The organism is Larkinella rosea (genome assembly GCF_003858635.1).
In the GTDB taxonomy this organism is placed as follows: Bacteria; Bacteroidota; Bacteroidia; order Cytophagales; family Spirosomataceae; genus Larkinella; species Larkinella rosea.
Genome location: NZ_RQJO01000008.1, coordinates 248,577 through 271,336 on the forward strand (window position 1 = coordinate 248,577; position 22,760 = coordinate 271,336).

At 52.5% G+C, this 22,760-nt stretch carries 19 protein-coding genes; 12 read left to right on the forward strand and 7 right to left on the reverse strand.

Features of this window, described 5'->3' with window-relative positions; all coding sequences use genetic code 11:
- The first annotated feature begins 190 nt into the window (after window positions 1–190).
- The 4 genes from plsY (at window position 191) to EHT25_RS09895 (ending at window position 4,866) form a co-directional block, all read left to right on the forward strand.
- The gene (plsY, locus tag EHT25_RS09880; RefSeq protein ID WP_124873957.1) at window positions 191–850 is read left to right on the forward strand and encodes a glycerol-3-phosphate 1-O-acyltransferase PlsY; all 660 of its coding nucleotides are present in this window, start codon (window positions 191–193) and stop codon (window positions 848–850) included.
- A 104-nt stretch (window positions 851–954) separates the two neighbouring features.
- Complete coding sequence (locus EHT25_RS09885; protein WP_124873959.1) at window positions 955–2,334, forward strand: dipeptidase; 1,380 nt, start codon at window positions 955–957, stop codon at window positions 2,332–2,334.
- 57 nt (window positions 2,335–2,391) lie between these two features.
- On the forward strand, window positions 2,392–3,288 hold the full coding sequence (locus EHT25_RS09890; RefSeq protein WP_124873961.1) for a DUF1207 domain-containing protein: 897 nt from the start codon (window positions 2,392–2,394) through the stop codon (window positions 3,286–3,288).
- Between the two features lie 18 nt (window positions 3,289–3,306).
- Window positions 3,307–4,866 (forward strand): ABC transporter permease/substrate-binding protein, encoded by a 1,560-nt coding sequence (locus EHT25_RS09895; RefSeq protein ID WP_124873963.1) that lies wholly within the window; start codon window positions 3,307–3,309, stop codon window positions 4,864–4,866.
- A gap of 6 nt (window positions 4,867–4,872) precedes the next feature.
- Here the strand turns inward: EHT25_RS09895 and EHT25_RS09900 are convergent, their stop codons facing one another.
- Complete coding sequence (locus tag EHT25_RS09900; RefSeq protein ID WP_124873965.1) at window positions 4,873–6,003, reverse strand: hypothetical protein; 1,131 nt, start codon at window positions 6,001–6,003, stop codon at window positions 4,873–4,875.
- Window positions 6,004–6,110: 107 nt separating this feature from the next.
- On the opposite strand from EHT25_RS09900, the gene EHT25_RS09905 reads away from it, so the two are divergent.
- Complete coding sequence (locus EHT25_RS09905; RefSeq protein WP_124873967.1) at window positions 6,111–7,268, forward strand: threonine aldolase family protein; 1,158 nt, start codon at window positions 6,111–6,113, stop codon at window positions 7,266–7,268.
- On the opposite strand, the gene EHT25_RS09910 is transcribed toward EHT25_RS09905, so the two are convergent.
- Complete coding sequence (locus EHT25_RS09910; protein WP_124873969.1) at window positions 7,265–8,155, reverse strand: DMT family transporter; 891 nt, start codon at window positions 8,153–8,155, stop codon at window positions 7,265–7,267. The genes EHT25_RS09905 and EHT25_RS09910 overlap by 4 nt on opposite strands.
- A 133-nt stretch (window positions 8,156–8,288) precedes the next feature.
- Between EHT25_RS09910 and EHT25_RS09915 the strand changes: the two genes are divergently transcribed.
- Window positions 8,289–9,134 (forward strand): sulfurtransferase, encoded by an 846-nt coding sequence (locus EHT25_RS09915; RefSeq protein WP_124873971.1) that lies wholly within the window; start codon window positions 8,289–8,291, stop codon window positions 9,132–9,134.
- Between the two features lie 18 nt (window positions 9,135–9,152).
- Here the strand turns inward: EHT25_RS09915 and EHT25_RS09920 are convergent, their stop codons facing one another.
- The 3 genes from EHT25_RS09920 to EHT25_RS09930 form a co-directional block, all read right to left on the reverse strand.
- Window positions 9,153–9,860, reverse strand: a complete 708-nt coding sequence (locus EHT25_RS09920) for a hypothetical protein (RefSeq protein ID WP_124873973.1) — start codon at window positions 9,858–9,860, stop codon at window positions 9,153–9,155.
- Between the two features lie 149 nt (window positions 9,861–10,009).
- On the reverse strand, window positions 10,010–10,783 hold the full coding sequence (locus EHT25_RS09925) for a 3-hydroxybutyrate dehydrogenase (RefSeq protein ID WP_124873975.1): 774 nt from the start codon (window positions 10,781–10,783) through the stop codon (window positions 10,010–10,012).
- Window positions 10,784–11,028: 245 nt separating this feature from the next.
- The gene (locus tag EHT25_RS09930) at window positions 11,029–11,307 is read right to left on the reverse strand and encodes a hypothetical protein (protein WP_124873977.1); all 279 of its coding nucleotides are present in this window, start codon (window positions 11,305–11,307) and stop codon (window positions 11,029–11,031) included.
- A 17-nt stretch (window positions 11,308–11,324) separates the two neighbouring features.
- On the opposite strand from EHT25_RS09930, the gene EHT25_RS09935 reads away from it, so the two are divergent.
- From EHT25_RS09935 to EHT25_RS09960, 6 genes are all read left to right on the forward strand, one after another.
- Window positions 11,325–14,408, forward strand: a complete 3,084-nt coding sequence (locus tag EHT25_RS09935) for a SusC/RagA family TonB-linked outer membrane protein (protein WP_124873979.1) — start codon at window positions 11,325–11,327, stop codon at window positions 14,406–14,408.
- A gap of 11 nt (window positions 14,409–14,419) precedes the next feature.
- Entirely contained in the window at window positions 14,420–15,841 is a 1,422-nt protein-coding gene (locus EHT25_RS09940) for a RagB/SusD family nutrient uptake outer membrane protein (RefSeq protein WP_124873981.1), read from the forward strand.
- Window positions 15,842–16,036: 195 nt separating this feature from the next.
- Complete coding sequence (locus EHT25_RS09945) at window positions 16,037–17,584, forward strand: sulfatase (RefSeq protein WP_124873983.1); 1,548 nt, start codon at window positions 16,037–16,039, stop codon at window positions 17,582–17,584.
- A 147-nt stretch (window positions 17,585–17,731) separates the two neighbouring features.
- On the forward strand, window positions 17,732–19,294 hold the full coding sequence (locus tag EHT25_RS09950) for a sulfatase family protein (RefSeq protein WP_124873985.1): 1,563 nt from the start codon (window positions 17,732–17,734) through the stop codon (window positions 19,292–19,294).
- On the forward strand, window positions 19,260–20,390 hold the full coding sequence (locus EHT25_RS09955; protein WP_124873987.1) for a formylglycine-generating enzyme family protein: 1,131 nt from the start codon (window positions 19,260–19,262) through the stop codon (window positions 20,388–20,390). Before EHT25_RS09950 ends, EHT25_RS09955 begins: the two co-directional genes overlap by 35 nt.
- A gap of 14 nt (window positions 20,391–20,404) precedes the next feature.
- On the forward strand, window positions 20,405–21,850 hold the full coding sequence (locus EHT25_RS09960; protein WP_124873989.1) for an arylsulfatase: 1,446 nt from the start codon (window positions 20,405–20,407) through the stop codon (window positions 21,848–21,850).
- A gap of 46 nt (window positions 21,851–21,896) precedes the next feature.
- Here the strand turns inward: EHT25_RS09960 and EHT25_RS09965 are convergent, their stop codons facing one another.
- On the reverse strand, window positions 21,897–22,304 hold the full coding sequence (locus EHT25_RS09965) for a c-type cytochrome (protein WP_124873991.1): 408 nt from the start codon (window positions 22,302–22,304) through the stop codon (window positions 21,897–21,899).
- A gap of 16 nt (window positions 22,305–22,320) precedes the next feature.
- Window positions 22,321–22,668 (reverse strand): ArsR/SmtB family transcription factor, encoded by a 348-nt coding sequence (locus EHT25_RS09970; RefSeq protein WP_124873993.1) that lies wholly within the window; start codon window positions 22,666–22,668, stop codon window positions 22,321–22,323.
- Window positions 22,669–22,760: the final 92 nt, after the last annotated feature.

Below are 22,760 nucleotides of genomic sequence, written 5' to 3' on the forward strand. Positions count from 1 at the left end.
AAATGAATATTTTTGGTGGGTTCTGTGTTATTAAACGGTAACGAAATCATTTTTTGTGTAGATTTGTCGTTCGGAAGTTGTTCCAACCCACCAAGAATCCCTACTTTTAAGTCTCTGCGCACCTTTTCAGGTGAATTTGGTAGTATTAGTACTCAATGTTAGTCGCACCGCCGAAGCGGTAGATTCTTGAATGAACGTGTTATTGATCATTGCAACAACATTATTGGCTTACATGCTGGGTTCCATTCCGACTGCCGTTTGGTATGGAGAAGGTTTCTTTGGATTAGATATTCGTCAATACGGAAGTGGGAACGCGGGCGCGACCAACACATTTCGCGTGCTGGGCAAACGGGCCGGAACGATCGTGATGCTGATCGATGTGCTGAAAGGCTATACGGCCACGATTTTATCTTCGCTGCTGTGGTATTTCGATGTGATCGGGACCCACGAAATACTGACATTTAAACTGGTTTTTGGCCTCGTCGCCGTCATTGGGCACGTTTTCCCGGTTTGGGCGGATTTTAAAGGTGGCAAAGGGGTTGCTTCATTGTTGGGCATGGTGTTAGCCATTCACCCCGAAGTAGCCGCGGTTTGCATTGGTATTTTTCTGGTTGTCGTCATTGCTTCACAGTACGTTTCGCTGGGTTCTATGATGGCCGCTTTAGCCTTTCCGGTGTTGTTGCTGTTGCGGGCTTTTGGTCAGAAAGAACATCCGTTGCTGATTGTCTTCGGTGTCCTCGTTTTCCTGTTTGTGGTCTTGACCCACCAGAAAAACATTACCCGACTCCTGAATGGCGAAGAAAACCGGACGCGACTCATCAAATTCCGGAAGAAAGAAGACGAAGAATAAGTTTCAAGTCATACCGATTGCAGGACGCCCCGAAGTGATTAACTTCGGGGCGTCATTTTTTGGTCGTATTCCCGTTGTCAACCCGACAAAAACCCGTTACATCCATGTTATCAACCTACTTTGCGGAACATAAAGAGCGGTTTCTGAACGAACTCTTCGAACTCCTGCGGATTCCGTCCGTCAGCGCCGACTCCAAATTCAAACCGGACATGCGCCGGGCGGCTGAGTTTGTGAAAGAAAAACTGACGGCGGCCGGTCTGGACAAGGCCGGAATCCACGAAACACCGGGACACCCGGTCGTTTACGCCGAAAAACTCATCGACGATTCACTCCCGACGGTGTTGGTTTATGGTCACTACGACGTCCAGCCCGCTGATCCCTACGAACTCTGGAATACGCCACCTTTTGAACCCACGATCCGCAACGAGCGCATTTACGCCCGCGGCTCCTGCGACGACAAAGGCCAGTTTTACATGCATGTCAAAGCCCTCGAAGCCATGCTGGCGACCGACGGTTTGCCCTGCAACGTAAAGGTGATGATCGAAGGCGAAGAAGAAATCGGCTCCGATCACCTGGGCAAGTTTGTGGCCGAAAACCGCGAAATGCTCAAAGCTGACGTGGTGCTGATTTCCGATACCAGCATTATTGCCAACGATGTACCGTCGATCGAAGCCGGTTTGCGCGGTTTGTCGTACGTCGAGGTGGAGGTGGTTGGCCCCAACCGCGACCTGCATTCGGGCGTGTACGGCGGTGCTGTACAGAATCCGCTCAATGTGCTGTGTCAACTGATTGCTTCGCTGCACGACGACAAGGGCCGGATTACGATTCCCGGTTTTTACGATAAAGTGGAAGAACTAAGCGCCGAAGAGCGGGCCGCGCTGGCCGAAGCCCCCTTCGACGAAGAAGAATACAAACGGGATTTGGGCCTGAAGGCGGTTTTTGGTGAAGAAGGCTACACCTCGCCCGAACGGGCTTCCATTCGGCCCACACTCGACGTAAACGGAATCTGGGGCGGTTATATCGGCGAAGGAGCCAAAACCGTGTTGCCCGGGAAAGCGCAGGCCAAAATCAGCATGCGGCTGGTGCCGAATCAGGACCCGGACGAGATTACCGAATTGTTTACGAAACACTTTGTCGCCATCGCTCCGCCGACGGTTTCGGTTAACGTGACGCCCCACCACGGCGGTCAGCCCTACGTAACGCCGACGGATTCGGTCGAATTTGAAGCCGCCCGACGCGCGTTCCGCGAATCCTGGGGCAAAGACGCCATTCCGACGCGGGGCGGAGGCAGCATTCCCATCGTGGCGCTGTTCGAGAAGGAACTGGGCATTAAATCCATTCTGATGGGTTTCGGGCTGGACATCGACGCGCTGCATTCGCCGAACGAAAGCTACGGGTTGTTCAATTTTTACAAGGGAATCGAAACCATTCCGTATTTCTACAAGCATTACGCCGATTTGAAAAAAACGGTCGTTGATGCCTGAAATAACCGCTAACGAATTACCCCTCCGGCCCAAAACCGGAGGCTTTTTTATGGCACGATGAAGCACTTTCTACTGTCTTTTTTCACCCTCATTGGGTCAATAGGCGCGTGGGCGCAGGAAACGCCCGACACGCTGGTGATCCGCACCGCGACGATGACCGAGCCGGCTTATCCGCGTCGCGAATTCCTGCCGAAAGGCCACCTGTTCGATCCGATTTTGCTCGATCCGCTCGAAGCCCAAACCAGTGTCAGCGTTTTGCCCGCTTACTGGACGGAAGGAAAGAAGTACGACGGCAGCATCGTTCCGTTTGCATTCGGACTCCGAAAACCGATCATCCGCTGGTATAAATCGGCCGAACGCAGCTCCGAACTCTCGTTCGATGTGGCTTCGTTTACGCAGTTTGAAGTGTATCACGACGATAAACTGAACAAACAGAAGCGGCAGATCATGAACACGGATTACCGCCTTAGCTTTCTGTACAACATCAAAGTCCGGAATCACAGCTGGCGGTTGCGGCTCTATCACCTGTCGTCGCACCTCGGCGACGATTACCTGTTCCGCAATCAGATCAATTATTACCTGCCCAATCCGGTCAATTACGAACTGGTCGATGTAACGTACAGCCACGAACGCAACGGTTTTCGGAAATACGCGGGCATTGGCATCGGTTTGCGCAAACCGGAAGAACGCAAGCGACTGAGCGCGGAAGCCGGTTTTTATTACCGAAAACCGTCACAGGCTTTTGCCCGGTTCGTCGGTGGAATCGACCTGAAACTCTGGCAGCAAACCGATTTTCGCCCCGGCATTAAAGCCGGTTTAGGGCTGGAACTCGGCCGCACGGCCAACAACCTGACGTTCCTGATCGAAACCTACACCGGTTTTCGGCCCTACAGCGTCTACGAAAGTCAGAAAACCCGCTGGCTGGGCATTGGCGTTTATTTCAATCCCATTTAGGGATTATCCAACCGAGTCATGCTGGAATTCCTCGACTTTGTGGTGCAACAGCGGGCGAAACTGGTCGAACAAACGCTGACGCACATTGGCCTGACGTTTCTGTCGCTCAGTCTGGCGTTGTTGATCGGTTTGCCGTTGGGAATTGCAATTACACATCGTCCGAAACTGGCGGCCCTGGTGCTCGGAACAGCGGGTGTTTTGCAAACCATTCCGAGCGTCGCGTTGCTCGGTTCACTCATCCCGGTTTTGGGAATCGGTGTCGGTCCCGCCATTTTTGCGTTATTCCTGTACGCGTTGCTCCCGATTGTTCGGAATGCTTACGTCGGCATTCGGGAGGTTGATCCAATGCTGAAAGAAGCCGCTCAGGGCATGGGCATGAACGCTTGGCAGGTCCTGTTCCGGCTGGAACTGCCGCTGGCGTTGCCGGTTATTTTTGCGGGAATCCGCACGGCAACCGTGATTAATGTCGGGGTCGCTACGCTGGCGGCTTACATCGCAGCTGGCGGTCTGGGCGAGTTTATTTTTGGCGGAATTGCGCTGAATAACACCCCTATGATTCTGGCGGGAGCCATTCCGGCGGCTTTGCTGGCCCTTCTGCTTGATTTTTTACTGGCCCGATTGCAGCAGTTGCAGGGACTTCAATTACGCCGGGTTACTGCGTTTTTTCTGTTGATCGCGCCCGTCCTGTCGGCGTTTTACTGGTTGCCGACCAGTCGTCAGGCGAAGCTGACGGCCGGTTTTGCGCACGAATTTTACGGGCGGGCCGATGGTTATCCGGGATTGGTTCGGGCGTACGGGTTGCAGGTAACGCCCAAATTGATCGACCAGAATCTGATGTACGAAGCCATTTTTCGCCAGCAGGTCGATCTCATCAGTGGCTATTCGACCGACGGACGAATCAAGGCCTTTGACTTGCGGGTTTTGGACGATGACAACCACGCGTTTCCGCCTTACGAAGCCGCGCTGGTGATTCGGCAAGCGGTTCTGAACCAGCACCCTGAAGTAGCTCAAACGTTGCAGTTGCTGGAAGGAAAACTGTCGGATGCGGTAATAACGGAGTTGAATTACCGCGCCGATTATCTGCACGAATCACCGGAAGCCGTGGCCCGGCGGTTTCTGCAAAAAACCGGGTTGTTGATTCCATCGGTGCCGACTAAACGGCAGGGAAAGATCGTGATTGGCACCAAGATTTTTACGGAGCAATACATTCTGGCCGAGATGCTGCGGCAACTGCTCGAAAACCGCACCTCGCTGGAAGTGATCACCAAAACCGGTCTGGGCGGCACCAAAATCTGCTTCGATGCCCTGAATGCCGGAAGCATCGACCTGTATCCCGAATACTCCGGCACCGGTTTACTCGTCATCCTGCAACCACCGCCGGCTCTGGCCGATTCGCTGAAATCCGACCCTAAAGCGGTTTTTCAATACGTCAGCCGTGCATTTCAAAACCGCTACAACCTGCGCTGGTTGCCACCGCTGGGGTTCAACAATACGTATGCGCTGATGATGCGCCGGGCGCAGGCCGAGCAACTGGGCATACGGTCCATTTCGGATTTGAAGCGGTTTTTAGATCGGTAGCGGTTTTTAAAAACCGTCGAAATCCCCGGCTTTCTGAATCCGGTACGACTTCAGCCATTGTTTCAAAACCGCATCGTCCTGAAAGGCTTTCAGGTCGTTTTTGAGGTTTTTGATGCTTCGTTTTAATTCCTGCACGTCGGATTTAAAACTAAACTCCAGCGCAACGGGCGAAGAAACAACGTAAAACGGTTGTCCACTCATCGACGAAAACTGCGATTGAAGGCTGTAAAGCTGCTCTTCCAGTTCTTTCGCCTGCTCTTTCAGGATTTTATTGTAATACTTCAACTGCTCTTCGGCCAGCGTTTCGAGGTGGTTCTGATCGATGCGGTTGTATTCCAGCTGCAGCCGCAGCAACGCCAGCAGATCGCTTTTTTCGTAGGCTTCGGTAATCCGGTGCATCACCTCGGTTTTTCGCACTTTTTCTTCTTCGTCCGGTTCCCGATCCGGGTGAAAGGCTTTTACCAGATCCATGTAAACCGTCCGTACGGCTTTCGTGATGCTGCGTTCTTCGGTTTCCTTTTTGGCGTCCCGCTCCAGTTGCTTCTTTGTTTTCGGTCGTTGGGCGCGCCGTTCCGCGTTTTGCCGCTGCTGTTCTTCGTGGGATGCCTGTTGTTCTTCCAGTTTTTGCCGCAGTTGTTCGGCTAACTTTTCCGGTGAACTCACGTCGGCGTCGTCATCGAATTTAACCCCAAACATGGCGCTGTACATCTGTTTCAGGGTATCCGACGCCAGGCCATCAGCTTCGGCGTTGGTGGCATCATAACCATCCGGATCGTATTTGTCGTAGATCGGTTTCAATTCGTCCAGACCGTGTTCGGAAATGAGATCAAAAGTCAGATTCAGAATGATGTCGGCCAGTTTTTTGCGTTCATTGGCTTTAAATGCACCCGATTCGTAAGCACGGTCGAACGTTCGAACCAGATTGGCGCGTTGTTGGCCATATTCCGTTTGCAACGGCACCAGATCCTTCTGAATCCGTTGCTGGATGCGGGTCGCAGCTTCCCGGTAATCGACCAGATCCTTCTCCAGCGTCTCGATTTTCCGGGTCAGGCGGTTAAATTCCTTCTGCGGTTTTGATAGGTTATCCTTGTCTTTTGCACTTCCGATTCGGATAACCTGTTGGTGTTGCTGCGCCATTGGGAAAGAATTGGGTATTCGCAAAAGTAAGAAGACCAATTTGGAAGCGAAAGGGTAAAATTTTGTGCACCTCCCGCTTTTTGGGAAAGCTTTAGTAGATTAGCTACATGGAGCCCATCAACCGACGCAATTTCCTGAAAGTATCCGCAGCGACCGCCGTTTCAACCCCGGTTTTTGCCAGCGCCCCGAAAACCACCCCCCGCGACAAAGTCCCCGCCGAGGTCAACTTTACCGGCGACGGCATCCACCTTTCGCCCGCAGAATATGCGCAATTGCTCGCCCAGTTGACCCAGAAAGGCACGGTTCAGGCCGATTCGTATTCGCTGCACGGCTGCGTGGAAGAACTGGAAACCAAATTTGCCCGGCTATTGGGAAAACCGAGTGCCATTTTCATGCCCACCGGCACGCTGGCCAATCACCTGGCAATCCGGACGCTGGCGGGGAACAACCGCCGGGTAATCGTGCAAAATGAAAGCCACGTGTATTGCGATACCGGCGATAGTAGCCAGACCCTGAGTCAATTGAACCTTATTCCGCTGGGCACCGGCAAAGCGACTTTTACGCTGGAAGAAGTACAGGAAATACTGGAAAAAACCGCCGTTGGGCGCGTGGCCCGGAAAGTGGGCGTCATTTCGATCGAATCGCCCGTTCGTCGGCGACGCGGGGAGCTTTTCGATCTTCAGCAGCTGAAAAAAATCTGTGATTTTGCCCGCCAGCAGGAAATTAAACTCCACCTCGACGGCGCCCGTTTGTTTATGGCGTCGGCCTATACCGGTATTTCACCCGCCGATTATGCGGCTCCGTTCGATACGGTTTATGTATCGCTCTATAAATATTTCAATGCCGCTTCGGGCGCGCTTCTGGCCGGTCCGAAGGAGGTGATCGAGCCCATGTATCATGACCGGCGGATGTTCGGGTCGGGTTTGCCGCAAGCCTGGCCGTTTGCGCTGGTGGCGTTGCATTACGCCGACGGTTTTCAGGAGCGGTACCAGCAAGCTGTCAAAACGTCGGAAGAATTCATTCAGCGACTGAGCAAACATCCCGGTTTTGAGATTGAGCGCGTCCCGTCGGGCAGTAACATTTTTTCGCTGGAAGTGAAAGATAAAGATCTGAAAACCTACGCGGCCCACCTCAAAAAACGCGGGGTTACGGTTTTGCCACCCGCTACAGCATCCAATCGGCTTGTAATGCAGGTCAACGAAACCGTTAATCGGCTATCGGCGCAGCAGTTGGAGGGCATTTTTGTGGAATCGCTGAACAGCTAGCCGACTTTCTTTGCAATATAAATCTGGACAATCACCAGAATGGCGACGCCGTACTCAATCCACCCAATTGTTTCGCCCAGCAGCCAGGCCGAAAAAGTCAGGGTTAAAAACGTTTGTAAAAGCTGCACCTGCGAAACCAGGGCAACACCGCCCAGCGCCAGTCCTTTGTACCAGGGCACAAACCCAAAAAGCTGACTCAACAGAGTAACGTATATCATGGCGATAATCGCGGTTTGATGGATGACAACCGGAGGCTGATACACCCACGAAACCACCGTTGCGGGCAGACTAACGGGCAGCATAACCACCAGCGCCCCACAAATGACGTCCAGACCGGAAAGGCTTCGGGTGAGTTTTGCGCCCAGCGTGTACCCAAATCCCGCCGAAAGAGCCGCTCCGAGCAGAAGCAGATCGGCAGCTTGAAGTGTAACCTGATCACGGAGCATTACATACGCCAAAACCGTTAGACAACCGCTGGCCGAAACGATCCAGAAAGCGATCCGGTGGGATTCACGGTTAATAACCGCTCCCAGAATGGCCGTGATCAGCGGCAAAAGCGCCAGTACAATACCCGCGTGAGAAGAAGAAGTAGTATGCAACGCCAGGCTGGTCAGCAATGGAAAACCGAGGGCTACACCCAGCGAAATGCCCGCCAGCGTCCCAAAATGCCGCCTGATGAGGGGTAACTTGCCTTGCCGGGCCAATAGCGCGAACGACAGGAGTCCAGCTCCCGAAACACGACCGAAGGTGAGCAACCACGGATTGAAACTGGCGAGTGCCAACTTGGTCATCGGCATGGTAAAGCTAAAACAGACGACCCCAACAAATCCCAGCAGCAAGCCTAATTGTTTCGACGTCAACCCCTGATCGACTACTCCCGTTTTCATGCGCCCAAGGTACGGAGAATGCGTCGATCCGCCCGATCAAAAGTTAAAATTAGACCGGTTTTTCCGACTTTTAGGTTATTTTTGGTCAGTAAAAGGCTACCGATTGACGATCCAATTTTAACGTTCAAAAACGATGGGACACATTGATTCTTTGCCACCGCTGGTTTCGGTGGAATGGCTTGCCAGTAACCTCGATAACCCCGATCTGGTGATTCTGGACGCGAGTTTGCCGCTTCCGGGCGCAAAACCGCAACCCGAGTCGGAACGCGTGCAGATCAAAAATGCCCGGTTTTTTGACATTGAAACTACGTTCAGCGATACGTCCACTGCGCTACCGCACACGATGCCCTCGGCGGAAGCCTTTGCGAAAGAGGCTCAAAAGCTGGGTATCAATTCGGATAGCCTCATCATTGTCTACGATAACATCGGTCTGTATTCCAGCGCCCGGCCGTGGTGGATGTTCCGGGCGATGGGCCACCCGAACGTGGCGGTTCTGGACGGCGGTCTACCGGCTTGGATAAAAGCGGGTTATGAAGTAGAACCGGCGCATTCGGAATCCGTAGAGCCCGGTAATTTTGCAGCGAATTACCAACCCGAACGGATCAATGATGCGCAGGACGTGTTAGCCGCGTTGAATGACCCCGATCAGGTCGTGTTCGATGCGCGGTCGCGGGAGCGGTTTTTGGGCGAAGTCCCCGAACCCCGCGCCGGACTTCGTGGGGGACACATGCCGAACGCCGTTAGTCTGCCGTTTATGTCAATTCAGGAAGGGAATAAAATGCTTCCTCAACCGGAACTGGAACGGATTTACGGCGGGCTGGCCGACAAAAAACAGCACCTCATTTTTAGCTGTGGCTCTGGCGTAACCGCCTGTGTTTTAGCATTAGGCGCCGAATTGGCCGGTTACGAAAACCTCAGCGTCTACGACGGCTCCTGGAGCGAATGGGGGTTGCCGTCGGATTTGCCCGTCACAACCTGAGAAACCACGACCGGTTTTTTACTCGGGTAAAGCCGCGAGCTCCCGGCGGGATTCGTCCGATACGTGGCCGGCTTTTTCAACTTCATGAACGGCATTCTGCAAGGTTGCCCAATCGGCAGAGGGGAGCGTTTTTTCCCGTTCTTCGGTGTTGATCCGTTTGCGGGCAACCAACTGGCTCAGTTCGAGCATGCCGGAGTGCTGGGTGACAATGGGCTGCGGCTCGTAGCTGTCTCCGTAGTTGGTCGGATCGCGGTCAAGATTGATGCAAAACGAATCCAGCATTACCGTAATCTGACTATTGGCGGGAACGGAAATCAGAACCGGTTTGAGAATAATTCCATTCTGCGCGGGTTCAATATCGTTACTGGTTTCGGCAATCCAGATGATACCCGGCGGAAATTTGATCGTAACGGACTGGGCATTGGAATTATAGAGGGTGAGACAGAACCGCACCGCCCCTCCGCTGCCGTACTGACGCTTTTGGGTGACGGCGTTGGCCATGCATTCATATTCCATCTTCGGTTTCCCGAGTACGTTGACGCCCGTCGGCCAGACAAACGGCTGACCTTCCGGCCGGGCTTTGGACGTGCCGAAACCGGGTGCCGATGAGGTGCTGCTACTGGTGGGATTGGTTTCCGGCTCGGGCTTGACCGACGTCTGACAACCCATTGCCCATAGCAGGGCTGTCAGACTAAGGGATGATATTATTTTTGCGATTGTGTTCATGTTCAGAAGTTGTTGCTTACCCATCAAAGTTGACAACTTTCGTCTTCCGAACCGTATCACTATTCCTTCAAACCGCCAAATCGCGGGTTAGGCTTGCATTTTTGACGGACTGGCTGATTTGCTCAGAAACGTCTTTGGTCACCGAACCTTTATTGCGCCGACCAGCCGCCATCGATCGACAGCGATGCGCCGGTTAACGTTGCGGCTGCTTCAGAGGCCAGAAACAGGCACATGGCGGCAACGGATTCGGCCGGAATAAACTGTTTGATGGCCTGCTTGGCTAAGATTACTTTTTCAACAACGTCTTTTTCAGAAATCTGGTGAACCTGCGCCTGAGCCGCAATTTGCTGATCGACCAAAGGCGTTTTGACGTAACCGGGGCAGATCGCATTCGCGGTAATGCCGCAGGTGGCTCCTTCCAGGGCAGCGGTTTTGGTCAGGCCCACTAAACCGTGTTTGGCGGCCACATACGCACTTTTAAATTCGGACGCAACCAATCCGTGGGCGGAAACAATGTTGATGATCCGGCCAAATTGCCGGTTTTTCATCGTCGGCCAGACGGCTTTGATCAGGTGAAATGGTGCCGTCAGGTTGATGCCGATGATAGCGTCCCATTTTTCTTCCGGAAAATCGACAATCGGTGACACGTACTGAATGCCGGCGTTGTTGACCAATACATCGATGCCACCGAATTTCTGCTCGGCCTGCCCAATCAGCGTCCGTAATGCCTCCGGATCCAGCATATTGGCCGGGTCGAACAAATAATCGATCCCGTATTCCTCCGCAACGGCGGCCGCCGTCTGCGCTCCGTCGGTTTCCAGCCCGTTAAAAACCAGATTATAACCCTGTTGGGCAAAGGCTTTGGCGATCGCCAGCCCGATTCCGCTGGTGCTGCCGGTAACCAATACGGTTTTTTTCTGCATGTTTTCCCTCAATTAAGTCAACGCAAAGCTACTAATTTCCGAGTGCCAGTCTATTCAAATAGGTGCATTCAGTTTGGAGAGAGCTATTCCGCTGATTTTCCCACTCAACTCCGCAAAACAGCTATCGTGTAGACCGTCAACTTATTCAGTTCGTTGTACTTTATGTTTTTTCTATTTGATTTTTCAATGGTTATGGGCCTATCGTTTTGATTTTGGCTGGAATTAGCCATTTATTTGTTACTCCACTAAGTTTCTGGAATAAGAAGAATTAAGTTCTGTTTCCTTTTTGGAATAGATGCCATGAAAAATTCTACTTGCTCGCCCAAGTTTTCCCGGCAAACCGCCGGTTCTGTAGTTCTTTTCAAAAACCGCCCGTCAGCGCCGGTTTCCTGTTGTTGTTGCTGTTCATAAGTTTCTGATTCCCGACATTTTTTGTTGAATGCTTCACTCTTTGATTCATGCAAGGAGTGCTCTCTTCTTGTTGTATTACTCTTGTTAATCTCTGGATTTAATTTAATAATCAAAACGAACTGATTTTGCCATGGAACTCTTTTATCGAATTGAATACGAGCGAATTAGCCGCGGATTTCTATTCCCGATTTTTTTGCTTTTAACATCGTTGGCAACGTACGCCCAGAATACGATCAAAGGAAAAGTGACCTCGGAGGACGAGCGGGCGGGTATACCGGGCATCAATGTGCTCATTAAAAATACGACGCAGGGAACGGTGACGGATGGTGACGGAAATTACCAGCTTCAGGCCGGGAGCAATGCCGTTCTGGTGTTTTCGGGCGTCGGTTTTCTGCGACAGGAAGTGCCGGTGAACAGCAAGACTCAGCTTAACATAAAACTGCTGGTGGATACGCGGCAGCTTAACGAAGTCGTAGTGGTCGGATATGGAACCCAGAGAAAAAGCGATCTGACTGGTGCGGTTAGTTCGCTGGATTCCAAAGAATTCAACAAAGGCGTGCAAACGTCGGTGGATCAGCTCATTGCCGGGCGGGCCGCCGGGGTGCAGATAACGCAGGCGAGCGCCGAACCGGGCGGAGGTGTCACCATCCGAATCCGGGGCGCTAACTCGATTAACGCCAACAACGAACCGCTGTATGTCATCGATGGGTTGCCGATCGACAACTCGCCGGTTGTTCCCAACTCACCGGTGATTACGGACGGCGCGGTTCGAAATCCGCTGAATTCGCTCAATCCGGCGGATATTGAATCGATTGAAATCCTGAAAGATGCCTCGGCAACGGCGATTTACGGCTCGCGGGGCGCGAATGGCGTCATTCTGGTAACGACCAAAAAGGGATCGAAAGGCAAGTTGAAAGTTAATTACAACGCTTACACTGCCTTTCAGGATGTTACCAAAACCATTCCGATGCTGAATGCCCAGCAGTACATCCGTTTACTCAACGATCTTAAAAAAGATCAGGGATTAGCGCCGGAATTTACGAGTGAGCAAATCGCGGCCATCGGCAACGGTACGAACTGGCAAAAGGAAATTTACCGCAGCGGTTATTCCCGAAACCACCAGTTGGCGTTCTCTGGCGGGCAGGATAAATTCAATTATTATGCGTCGGTCAATTACTTCGATCAGCAGGGCGTTATCATCAGTTCGGGTATCAAAAAATACATTGGACGTGCCAACCTGACCTATAATGACGATCGATTCAAGTTTGGCTTGAACCTGAATTCGAGTTTGGTAAAAGATGATTTTGTGCCGAATGGGGTCAGCATCAACGAAGGGGCCGGGGTGGTCAATACCGCTATTTTTCAGGACCCGACCCTGCCCATCCGGGATGCCAATGGCAATTACGCCCAGACGCTGATCGTCAACCTCGAAAATCCGGTGGCACTGGCGAATGAAGTGACGGACGTGGCCGAAACCAACCGCACGTTCGGGAATATTTTTGCTGAATATTTCATCCTGCCCGAATTATCGGTAAAGGTAAACGCCGGAACGGATCGCCAAACCGCCCGTCGCGATAGTTACCTTTCGCGCCAGACCCGTCGCGGACAGGCCACCAACGGTATTGCCGATGCGCAGTCCAGTTCCGCCAGCAATTACCTGCTCGAATTGACGGCGCGCTACAGCAAAACATTTCACACCGACCACAAAGTCGAGGTGTTGGGCGGTTATACCTACCAGCAATTTGAGAACAATTACATCGGGGCGGGTTCGATGAATTTTTCGTCGGATGCGCTCCTGTTCAATAACTTAGCCGCCGGAGCCCGCTCGACTTTCGATGTGGCTTCGGGGCGGAATCAGAACCAGTTGCAGTCCTATCTGGGTCGGGTCAATTACAATCTACTGGATAAATATTTGCTGACAGCTTCGTTCCGGGCCGACGGCTCGTCACGGTTTGGCCAGAATAACAAATTCGGATTTTTCCCGTCGGTGGCGCTCGGCTGGCGGATCAAGGAAGAAAATTTCCTGAAAAGTGCAGCGGTTTTGTCGGATCTGAAACTGCGCGGCAGCTACGGTTTGACGGGAAATCAGGACATTGGTAGTTACAAATCGCTGGTGCTGCTCGGACCGCAGGGAAACGCCATTTTCGACGGTGTTTCGTACGTCGGCGTGTCGACAACCCAGTTGCCAAACGCCGATCTGAAGTGGGAAACCACCGGTCAGCTCGACATCGGACTTGATTTTGGACTTTTCGGAAACCGCGTGACGGGGTCGCTCGACTATTTCCACAAAAACACCCGCGACCTGCTGCTGCAACTTCCGATTCCGCGTACGACCGGTTTTTCAACGACCTTTAAAAACGTCGGGGGGATGAAAAATCAGGGCCTGGAAATTACGCTGAATACCATCAATATTCAGAAACCGTTCACCTGGCGGTCGTCGGTCAATTTCTCGCTGATTCGCAACGAAGTGACTGATCTGTCGGGACTTCCGTACATCTTGCAGGGCGAAGCCGGTTTTTCCAAAGACTTCAGTATCATCAAAAAAGGCGAACCGCTCAATTCGTTTTACGGCTACGTGATCGACGGCGTTTACCAGTTGAACGACAACATCAAATCGTCACCGCAGCCGCTGGCGAGCCCCGGCGATTACCGCTACCGGGATGTCAACGGCGACGGCCAGATCACGACCGCCGACCGCACCATTCTGGGTTCGCCGTTCCCGAAATACACCTTCGGGATCAACAACGATTTTGCGTACGGCCCGCTGACGTTCTCGTTCTTCCTGCAGGGCGTGCAGGGCAGCAGCGTTTTCAACCTGAACCGCACCGAATCCGAAAATCCGATCTCCTTCCGGCGCAACCGTCTGGCCGAGTCCTATACCGACCGCTGGACGCCCACGAACCCGACCAACGCCAACCCGTCCGGGATCCCGCCGAAGGTAGCGTATGCGACCAACATCAACAGCCGGGCCGTGGAAGATGCCTCGTTTATTCGCCTGAAAACCATCCAACTGGCGTATAATCTGCCGCTGGCGAAACTGAATTTTATTCGCAGCGCCCAGCTGTACGTCACTGGCCAGAACCTGTTCACGATCACGAACTACACCGGTTCCGACCCCGAAGTGAGCGCATTCGGAACGTCGAACGTGCGGGCGGATTACAATTCCTATCCGTTGACGCGGACGTATACCGTAGGTCTAAATCTTACTTTTTAATCGACATTTCCATGAAAAAGATAGTCTATTTGCTCCTTGTCAGTTTGTTAACGGGTTGCGCCGATCCGCTCGAAGAAGAAGTGTATTCGGCATTCGGCCCCAATAATTTTTTCCAGAAAGCCGACGACGCCGAAGGGCTGTTGAACTCGGCGTATTCGGTGGAACAACGTCGGGGTTTTCGCAATTACCTGCTGATGGCCGAGGTTACTACCGACCTGATCATTGACCGGGAAGGTGGTTTACGGAGTCTGGCCCAGCCACTTGAAGATTTCACCTGGAACGCATCGCACGAGTTTTTTGAAACCGCCTGGACCTTGCATTACCGAACCATTTACCGGACGAATCTGATTCTGGATCAGGTTCCGGCCATTGCGATGAACGAAACCCGGAAAGCGCAAATTCTGGCCGAAGCGCGGTTTTTGCGAGCCAGCGCCTACCAGATTCTGTACGACCATTTCGGCCCGGTTCCGCTCATTACCAGCAGCACGATCAGCAGTGACGACCGGCCCAGCCGCGCGACAAAAGAAGAGTTTGTCAGCTTTGTTGAAACGGAGTTTAAAGCGGTGAGCGAGGTGTTACCGACGGTTTCCACGCAATATGGACGGGCTACCAAAGGCGCGGCTCTGGGCTTGCTGACCCGGTTTTATCTGAACAACAAGAAATGGCAGGAAACCGCCGAAACCGCCAGGAAAATCATTGATTTGAATACGTATCAGTTGTTTACCAATGCAAACCGGACGAACCTGTTCGATATTGCGAACGAGAAAAACAGTGAGTTTATCTACATTCGGCCCAGTCTGGCGCAGCCGGGTTTGGGCGACAATTACCTGCCGCATGCGGCTCCGCCGAACTACAAATTCAAAACCGCGCCCAAAACCAATTACGCGACGCAGCTGAAAACCTTGTCGGCATTTTACAATTCGTTTGACCCGGCGGATCAACGGCGGCAGGCAATCATTTCGGAATATGAGGACGTGAACGGCAAAATCATCAAGCTCGGAACCGACGATGTGCGCAGTTTTAAGTTCAAAGAAGACCTGAGTGCGACGGGCGAAGTGATGGGCAACGATTTTCCGGTGTATCGCTACGCCGACGTGCTGCTGAGCCGCGCCGAAGCCTTGAATGAACTGAACGGCCCGACGCAGGAAGCCATCGATCTGATCAATCAGGTACGGGCCAAGGCGGGCGTAGCTCTGTTGAAAAGCGGAGATTTTGCCTCCAAAGACGCGTTGCGGACGCATCTGCTGAACGAACGAGGCTGGGAGTTTTTCTCCGAAGAAGTCCGCCGACAGGATTTAATCCGGCACGGCAAGTTCATCGAATACGCAAAAGCGCGCGGCAAAGTCGCGTTTGATCATCAGGTTTTGTATCCACTGCCGCAAAGCGAAATCGACCGGAATCCGAATTTGAAGCAGAACGACGGGTATAAATAACAAACCGTTAACTCTTTAAAAAGCCCAACGGGCTGTCATCATTAGCCTCGGGTCCAACCCGGGGTAGAATGTTCGTCCGGGAATAGGAATTCGGTTTCCGGGGTAAATGGTAGATTGCCCCGGGCGTTACTCGGGGCTAATAATGGGCAGCCCGTTGGGCTTGTTATTCGTGTAGACTCAAAATGTGTATAGGATATGGATAAATTTTCGGTGAGAATCCGGCTGATCATCGGCGTATTAGTTGTTGGAATGAACACGGTTTTTGCCCAAAAACCGGCTCCGCCCAACATCGTTGTTTTTCTGGTCGACGACATGGGCTGGCAGGATACGTCGGTGCCATTCTGGAAACAGGCGACCGAACTGAACCGGCGATACCGAACCCCGAATATGGAGCGGCTGGCGAAGGAAGGGCTGAAGTTCACGAACGCGTATGCCATGCCGGTTTGTACGCCCACCCGCACCAGTTTGCTGAGTGGGGTCAACGCGGCTCACAGCCGGATTACGCATTGGACATCGCCTAATAAAAACAAAAATACCGACGTTGCGGACACCACCCTGAACAGTGTTGACTGGAACATCAACGGCCTGAGTCCGGTGGCCGGTATTGAGCACACGTTTCATGCGACTCCGTTGCCGACGGTGTTGAGCCAACACGGGTATTACACGATTCATACCGGAAAAGCGCACTTCGGATCGGCGGGAACGCCGGGTTCGGATCCGAAAAATCTGGGTTTTCAGGTGAACATTGCCGGGAGCGAAATCGGGCATCCGGCGAGTTACCTGGGCGAAAAGAATTACGATAATCCGGTGAATGGAAAACCGGGCCGCAACGCCGTTCCGGGCCTGGAAGCCTACCACGGGACCGATACTTTTCTGTCGGAAGCCCTCACCCGCGAAGCCCTGAAAGCCATCGATGTGCCGATCCGGAAAAAGCAACCATTTTTCCTGTATTTCGGCCACTACGCCGTTCATACGCCGATTATGGCTGACAAGCGGTTTGTTGAAAAGTACCTGAAAGCCGGTTTGGACAGCACCGAAGCGAAATACGCGTCGCTGGTGGAAGGCATGGACAAAAGCCTGGGTGATTTGCTTAATTTTCTGGATGAACGAAAGATTACGGATAATACAGTGGTTATTTTTATGTCGGACAACGGCGGCCTTTCCACCACGCCCTTGCGGGGTGGAAAGGAACACACGCACAACCTGCCGCTGCGGGCCGGAAAGGGATCTGTTTACGAAGGCGGTATTCGGGAACCCATGCTGGTGCGCTGGCCGGGCGTGGTCAAACCGGGTGGAGTGACGGAGAATTACCTGATTGTCGAAGATTTTTTTCCGACCATTCTGGAAATTGCTGGCGTTCAGAAACCGACGCTGGTGCAGCAAATCGACGGTCAGTCGTTTCTACCTTTGCTCAAAAATCCGGCGGTGCGGGCTAATTCCCGCGCCCTCGTCTGGCACCATCCAAACCGCTGGATTCCGGCCGAGGGACCGATGCTGCACTGGGCGAGCGCTGTTCGGCAGGGCGACTGGAAACTGGTCTACGATCACCGGACTGCCGCACTGGAGCTTTACAACCTGAAAGATGATATTGGCGAACTAAAAAACCGGGCCATACAGCAGCCGGATAAAGTAAAACAGCTCGCATTGTTGCTTACTAAACAATTGAAGGACTGGAACGCGCAGATGCCGACGTTCAAAAAAACCGGTAAGCCGGTGGCCTGGCCGGACGAAATCATTCAGTGAACGGTTTTCGGTGCGTACCACGGACTGTTAGTCCGTGTGAGTTAATACCACGAATTAGGTAAAATAAATTCACACGGACTAACAGTCCGTGGTACACATCAGCCACCGAAAACCGTCCCATTAACGATCAATCAACGAATAATTGACATGAATTTACGCCTTGGATTTTGCATAGTAGGCCTCTTCTCGGCCCTGACAGCTTTGATTGTCGTTCCGGGCTATAAGCCGAAAGAACCGGAAACTCTTCAAAACGCCCGACCCAACATTATTTTTATTTTCTCCGATGACCACGCTTATCAGGCCATCAGCGCGTACGGCAGTAAACTGACCAAAACGCCGAACATCGACCGGATTGCGCGGGAAGGGGCCATTCTGCACAACAACGTCGTCACCAATTCCATTTGTGGACCCAGCCGGGCGACCTTGCTGACCGGGAAATTCAGCCACCTGAACGGCTATAAAGCCAACGAAGGCAGGTTTGCGATCAATCAATCGGTTTTCACGGAAAATCTACAGAAAAACGGCTACCAAACCGCCTGGGTCGGGAAAATGCACCTCGGGAGTTTGCCAAACGGGTTTGATTACCTGAACGTTTTGCCGGGTCAGGGCCATTATTACAGTCCGGATTTCGTTAACTCGAAGGGCGATACGGTTCGGTACCCCGGTTACGTTTCCAACGTAATCACGAAACTTTCGCTGGATTGGCTCAATCAGCGGGATAAATCGAAACCGTTTTTTATGCTGGTGGGCCACAAAGCCACGCACCGCGAATGGTTGCCCGACCTGCGCGACCTGGGGGCGTATGATAAAGTGAATTTCCCGCTGCCCGCGACGTTTTACGACAACTACGAAGGGCGGGAAGCCGCCAAAAATCAGGACATGACCATCGACAAAACGATGCGCCTGAAAGAGGATCTGAAAGTACACGCCGATTACGTCAAAAACGCGGTTTATAAACGCTTTTCGCCCGAAGAAAAAAAGGTGTTTTATGAATATTACGAGAACAAAATCAGCAAGGAATTTGACGAGAAAAAACTCACGGGTAAAGCGCTGGTCGAGTGGAAGTTTCAGCGGTATTTAAAAGATTATTTAGCCACCGCTAACGGCCTCGACCGCAACATCGGCGAACTGCTCGATTACCTGGATAAATCCGGTTTGTCGAAAAATACCGTTGTCATTTATGCGTCCGATCAGGGTTTCTATCTGGGCGAACACGGCTGGTTCGACAAGCGGTTTATTTATGAACAATCGCTGAAAACGCCGTTTGTGATTCGGTATCCGGGCGTCATCAAACCGGGTACGCGCGTCAACGATCTGATTTCCAACATCGACTGGGCGCCGACTTTGCTGAACCTGACCGGTACTGCCATTCCGAAAGACATTCAGGGCGAATCGTTTCTGCCGTTGCTGACGGGTAAAAAAGTACCCTGGCGGCAGGAAGCGTACTATCATTATTACGAATATCCGGTGCCGCATCACGTTTATCCGCACATCGGATTGCGCGGTACGCAATATAAACTGGTTCGTTTTTACGGACCAAAAGAATTTTGGGAACTGTATGATCTGAAAAAAGATCCGCAGGAACTTCATAACATCTACGGCGTTAAAGGATATGAAGCAATCACCGCTGATTTGAAAACGAAACTCAAAGACCAAATTCGGAAGTATAAGGACGATGAAGCACTTAAAATTGTGGAAAGCGGGGAATAACCGGGTGTGCAGGTGCTTTTTGCAACTACTCTTTTGCGGTATTTTCCTCGCGGCATTTGCTGGTTGTAACTCACAGAATCAGTCGGCGGAAGAGGCTGCCAAAGCGAAAGCCGACAGTGCCGCGCATTGTGTAGCGAAAGGCATGCCGTCGCGCTCCGGGGCCATTCGGAAGGCGGCTCTGGTGACGGCATCGGGCGCAACCGGCACGGATGACATGGTGTTGATTCCGGGCGGTACGTTTCAGATGGGTTCCGACGAATTTCCCGATTCCCGCCCGTTGCATACTGTTAAAGTCGACGGTTTCTGGATGGATAAACACGAGGTGACGAACGCCGAATTCGCCCGGTTTGTGGCCGCAACCAACTACGTAACCGTGGCCGAGCGACCATTGAATCCGAAAGATTATCCGGACGTTCCGGCGGATAAACTGGTGCCGGGATCGGCGGTTTTTACCCCACCCAATCAGCAGGTCTCGCTGGAAAATCCGCTGGCCTGGTGGCAGTATGTCGCCGGAGCAAGCTGGAAGCATCCTTCCGGAACACAAAGTACCATTCAGGGCCGCGAAAATCTGCCGGTGGTGCACGTATCCTACGAAGATGCCGCAGCCTATGCCAAGTGGGCCGGAAAACGCCTGCCGACCGAAGCCGAATGGGAATTTGCCGCGCAGGGCGGGAAAGGTAACCGGAAATACTATTGGGGGGACGAACTGAAACCGGGTGGCAAGTGGATCGCCAACATTTATCAGGGTAATTTTCCGAACCAGAATGCGAAGGAAGACGGATTTGCCGGGATCGCGCCCGTTCAGTCGTTTCCGGCTAATCCGTACGGTTTATACGACATGGACGGCAATGTCTGGGAATGGTGTCAGGATTTGTACCGACCAGATTATTACCGGAATAGCCCGAAAGAAAATCCCAAAGGCCCGGCCGATAGCTTCGACCCCGACGAGCCCGGCGCGGTGAAATACGTGCAGCGGGGCGGTTCGTTTCTGTGCAGTGATCAGTATTGCATCCGGTACAAAGCCGGGAGTCGCGGCAAAGGCGAAGTGAGCAGCGGGAGCGATAATCTGGGTTTTCGGTGTGTCAGAAATCAATAACCAATTGGATCAGAATGAGTAAATCACTGGTATACGTTGTCCTGTTGCTGTTTTTAATCCCGGTTGCCAACGCTCAGCGGAATCAAACCGGTACCAGCCAGCGACCGAACATTATTTTCATTCTGGCCGACGATCTGGGCTACGGTGATCTCGGCATCAATGGGCAGAAGCTCATCAAAACGCCGAATATCGACCGGCTGGCGAAGGAAGGCGTGCGGTTTACGCAGTTTTATGCCGGAACATCGGTTTGCGCCCCCTCGCGCTCGGCCCTGATGACCGGGCAGCATACCGGACATACCTACATCCGGGGGAACAAAAGTGTAGAACCGGAAGGGCAGCAGCCCATTGCCGATTCGGTGGTGACGATGGCCGAAATCCTGAAAAAAGCCGGTTATGTCACGGGAGCATTCGGGAAGTGGGGGCTGGGGCCGGTTGGCTCCGAAGGCGACCCGAATAAACAGGGATTCGACCGGTTTTACGGCTACAATTGCCAGAGTCTGGCGCACCGGGCGTATCCCGAACACCTTTGGGATAACGACAAAAAAATACCACTAACGGAAAATGGTAAATTGCTGTATACCAGGCAATACGCGCCCGATCTGATCCAAAAGGCCGCCCTCGGTTTTGTGGATGCCAGAGACAACAAGCAGCCTTTTTTTCTGTTTCTGCCTTACATTCTGCCCCACGCCGAACTGATTGCGCCCGAAGACAGTATTTTTCAATACTACAAAGGCAAGTTTGCCGAAAAACCGTACAAAGGAGCCGATTATGGACCCGGGGCAACCTCCGGCGGGTATGCGTCGCAGACACATCCGCACGCGGCTTTTGCGGCAATGGTGGCTCGGCTTGATCTGTACGTCGGGCAACTGATGGCGAAACTAAAAGAGAAAGGACTGGATCAGAACACACTGGTGATTTTCTCAAGCGATAACGGCCCGCACCTGGAAGGCGGAGCTGATCCGGTGTTTTTCAACAGCGGGGGCGGGTTTCGCGGTTTCAAGCGTGATCTGTACGAAGGCGGCATTCGCGAACCGTTCGTGGCCCGTTGGCCGGGGGTGATTAAACCGGGTACGAAAAATGATTTCGTGGGTGCTTTCTGGGATCTGCTGCCCACATTTGCCGAATTGGCCGGAACGAAAATTACCAATCGAATCGACGGTATTTCATTTGCGCCCACTTTGACCGGAAAAGGTGTTCAGAAACAGCATGAGTATCTATATTGGGAATTCCACGAAAAGGGTGGAGTTCAGGCCGTTCGGCAGGGCAATTGGAAAGCCGTTCGATTGAATGCGGCCACCAAACCGGATACGCCCGTGGAGTTATACGATCTGGCGACGGATCCCGCTGAAAAGACTAATCTGGCCGCAAAAAATCCTGACAAAGCCCGGCAATTGGGGGACTTGATGCAAAAATCCCATACCCCCTCCAACTTGTTTCCGTTTGGTGGTGATGGGAAATAGGGGTTTCGAAACGTGAATGGGCTTAAAAGGATTGGTGAAGGGTTTATCAATCCGCCTTGACATCGCGTACCATCTGAACCGTGATCACTTTTTTACCGGACGAATTCCCCCACGAATTCTGGATGTAGTTCATCACATCGGCGACTTTCTGATCATCCAGACCGGGTTCGGGCATGGCGTTGTCATAAATCACTTCGTTCACCCTGATCGGTCCCTGCAAACCAAATTTAATGGCCTGAATGGCTTTCTCGGGCGTTTTCATCAGAAAATCAGACTTGGCCAGGGGCGGAAACGTCTCGACCACGCCCTCGCCTTTGGCCATGTGACACCTAAGGCAGTTCTCATTATAAATCTCTTTGCCCCGCGCCATGCTTTTTTCAAGCTCACTGTCCTGATTGACCACAACGGCCGAGCAAAATACAATTCCCAGAAGGAATAAAAGTATGAGCTTCATTCTGAATGCGTTAGCTTTATAAAACCGGTTTGCTTGATTCCTGCCCGATTGGCCCTTCTTCGTCAGCGGCTTTCAAAACCGCCTTCAAAACACCCGGAAATTTGGCTTCCACTTCATGCAACCGCAGCGATGTCAGACTCTGCGTGCCTTCCGTACGGATGCGCACAATGCCCGCTTCGCGCAGAACGCGCAAATGGTGCGACATCGTCGATTTGGCCACGGGCGTCGGAATCGCTCCGCAGGGGCACTCGCGCAATTCCCGGGCCAGACACTGTACATAATTCAACCGAACCGGATCGCTCAGGGCGTGCAGTAAGCCCGTCAGCGTAATCTGGTCGGGAGTGGGATGCTGGTATTGTTTCATGTTAGGCTTTCCATTTTTGCCGGTAGCCGCTGCCAAAAAAGGAGTAGCTACATCAATTGATACTACAACGAATAATGGCAACGAAAAAATTC

What these genes read in the sequence shown, in the direction of transcription:
- EHT25_RS09945 (WP_124873983.1), top strand. Translation starts at nt 16,037, where the DNA reads ATGGATAAATTTTCGGTGAGAATCCGGCTGATCATCGGCGTATTAGTT.
- EHT25_RS09925 (WP_124873975.1), bottom strand. Translation starts at nt 10,783, where the DNA reads ATGCAGAAAAAAACCGTATTGGTTACCGGCAGCACCAGCGGAATCGGG.
- EHT25_RS09955 (WP_124873987.1), top strand. Translation starts at nt 19,260, where the DNA reads ATGAAGCACTTAAAATTGTGGAAAGCGGGGAATAACCGGGTGTGCAGG.
- EHT25_RS09960 (WP_124873989.1), top strand. Translation starts at nt 20,405, where the DNA reads ATGAGTAAATCACTGGTATACGTTGTCCTGTTGCTGTTTTTAATCCCG.
- EHT25_RS09940 (WP_124873981.1), top strand. Translation starts at nt 14,420, where the DNA reads ATGAAAAAGATAGTCTATTTGCTCCTTGTCAGTTTGTTAACGGGTTGC.
- EHT25_RS09915 (WP_124873971.1), top strand. Translation starts at nt 8,289, where the DNA reads ATGGGACACATTGATTCTTTGCCACCGCTGGTTTCGGTGGAATGGCTT.
- EHT25_RS09920 (WP_124873973.1), bottom strand. Translation starts at nt 9,860, where the DNA reads ATGAACACAATCGCAAAAATAATATCATCCCTTAGTCTGACAGCCCTG.
- EHT25_RS09890 (WP_124873961.1), top strand. Translation starts at nt 2,392, where the DNA reads ATGAAGCACTTTCTACTGTCTTTTTTCACCCTCATTGGGTCAATAGGC.
- EHT25_RS09905 (WP_124873967.1), top strand. Translation starts at nt 6,111, where the DNA reads ATGGAGCCCATCAACCGACGCAATTTCCTGAAAGTATCCGCAGCGACC.
- EHT25_RS09900 (WP_124873965.1), bottom strand. Translation starts at nt 6,003, where the DNA reads ATGGCGCAGCAACACCAACAGGTTATCCGAATCGGAAGTGCAAAAGAC.
- EHT25_RS09970 (WP_124873993.1), bottom strand. Translation starts at nt 22,668, where the DNA reads ATGAAACAATACCAGCATCCCACTCCCGACCAGATTACGCTGACGGGC.
- EHT25_RS09935 (WP_124873979.1), top strand. Translation starts at nt 11,325, where the DNA reads ATGGAACTCTTTTATCGAATTGAATACGAGCGAATTAGCCGCGGATTT.
- EHT25_RS09885 (WP_124873959.1), top strand. Translation starts at nt 955, where the DNA reads ATGTTATCAACCTACTTTGCGGAACATAAAGAGCGGTTTCTGAACGAA.
- EHT25_RS09965 (WP_124873991.1), bottom strand. Translation starts at nt 22,304, where the DNA reads ATGAAGCTCATACTTTTATTCCTTCTGGGAATTGTATTTTGCTCGGCC.
- plsY (WP_124873957.1), top strand. Translation starts at nt 191, where the DNA reads ATGAACGTGTTATTGATCATTGCAACAACATTATTGGCTTACATGCTG.
- EHT25_RS09950 (WP_124873985.1), top strand. Translation starts at nt 17,732, where the DNA reads ATGAATTTACGCCTTGGATTTTGCATAGTAGGCCTCTTCTCGGCCCTG.
- EHT25_RS09895 (WP_124873963.1), top strand. Translation starts at nt 3,307, where the DNA reads ATGCTGGAATTCCTCGACTTTGTGGTGCAACAGCGGGCGAAACTGGTC.
- EHT25_RS09910 (WP_124873969.1), bottom strand. Translation starts at nt 8,155, where the DNA reads ATGAAAACGGGAGTAGTCGATCAGGGGTTGACGTCGAAACAATTAGGC.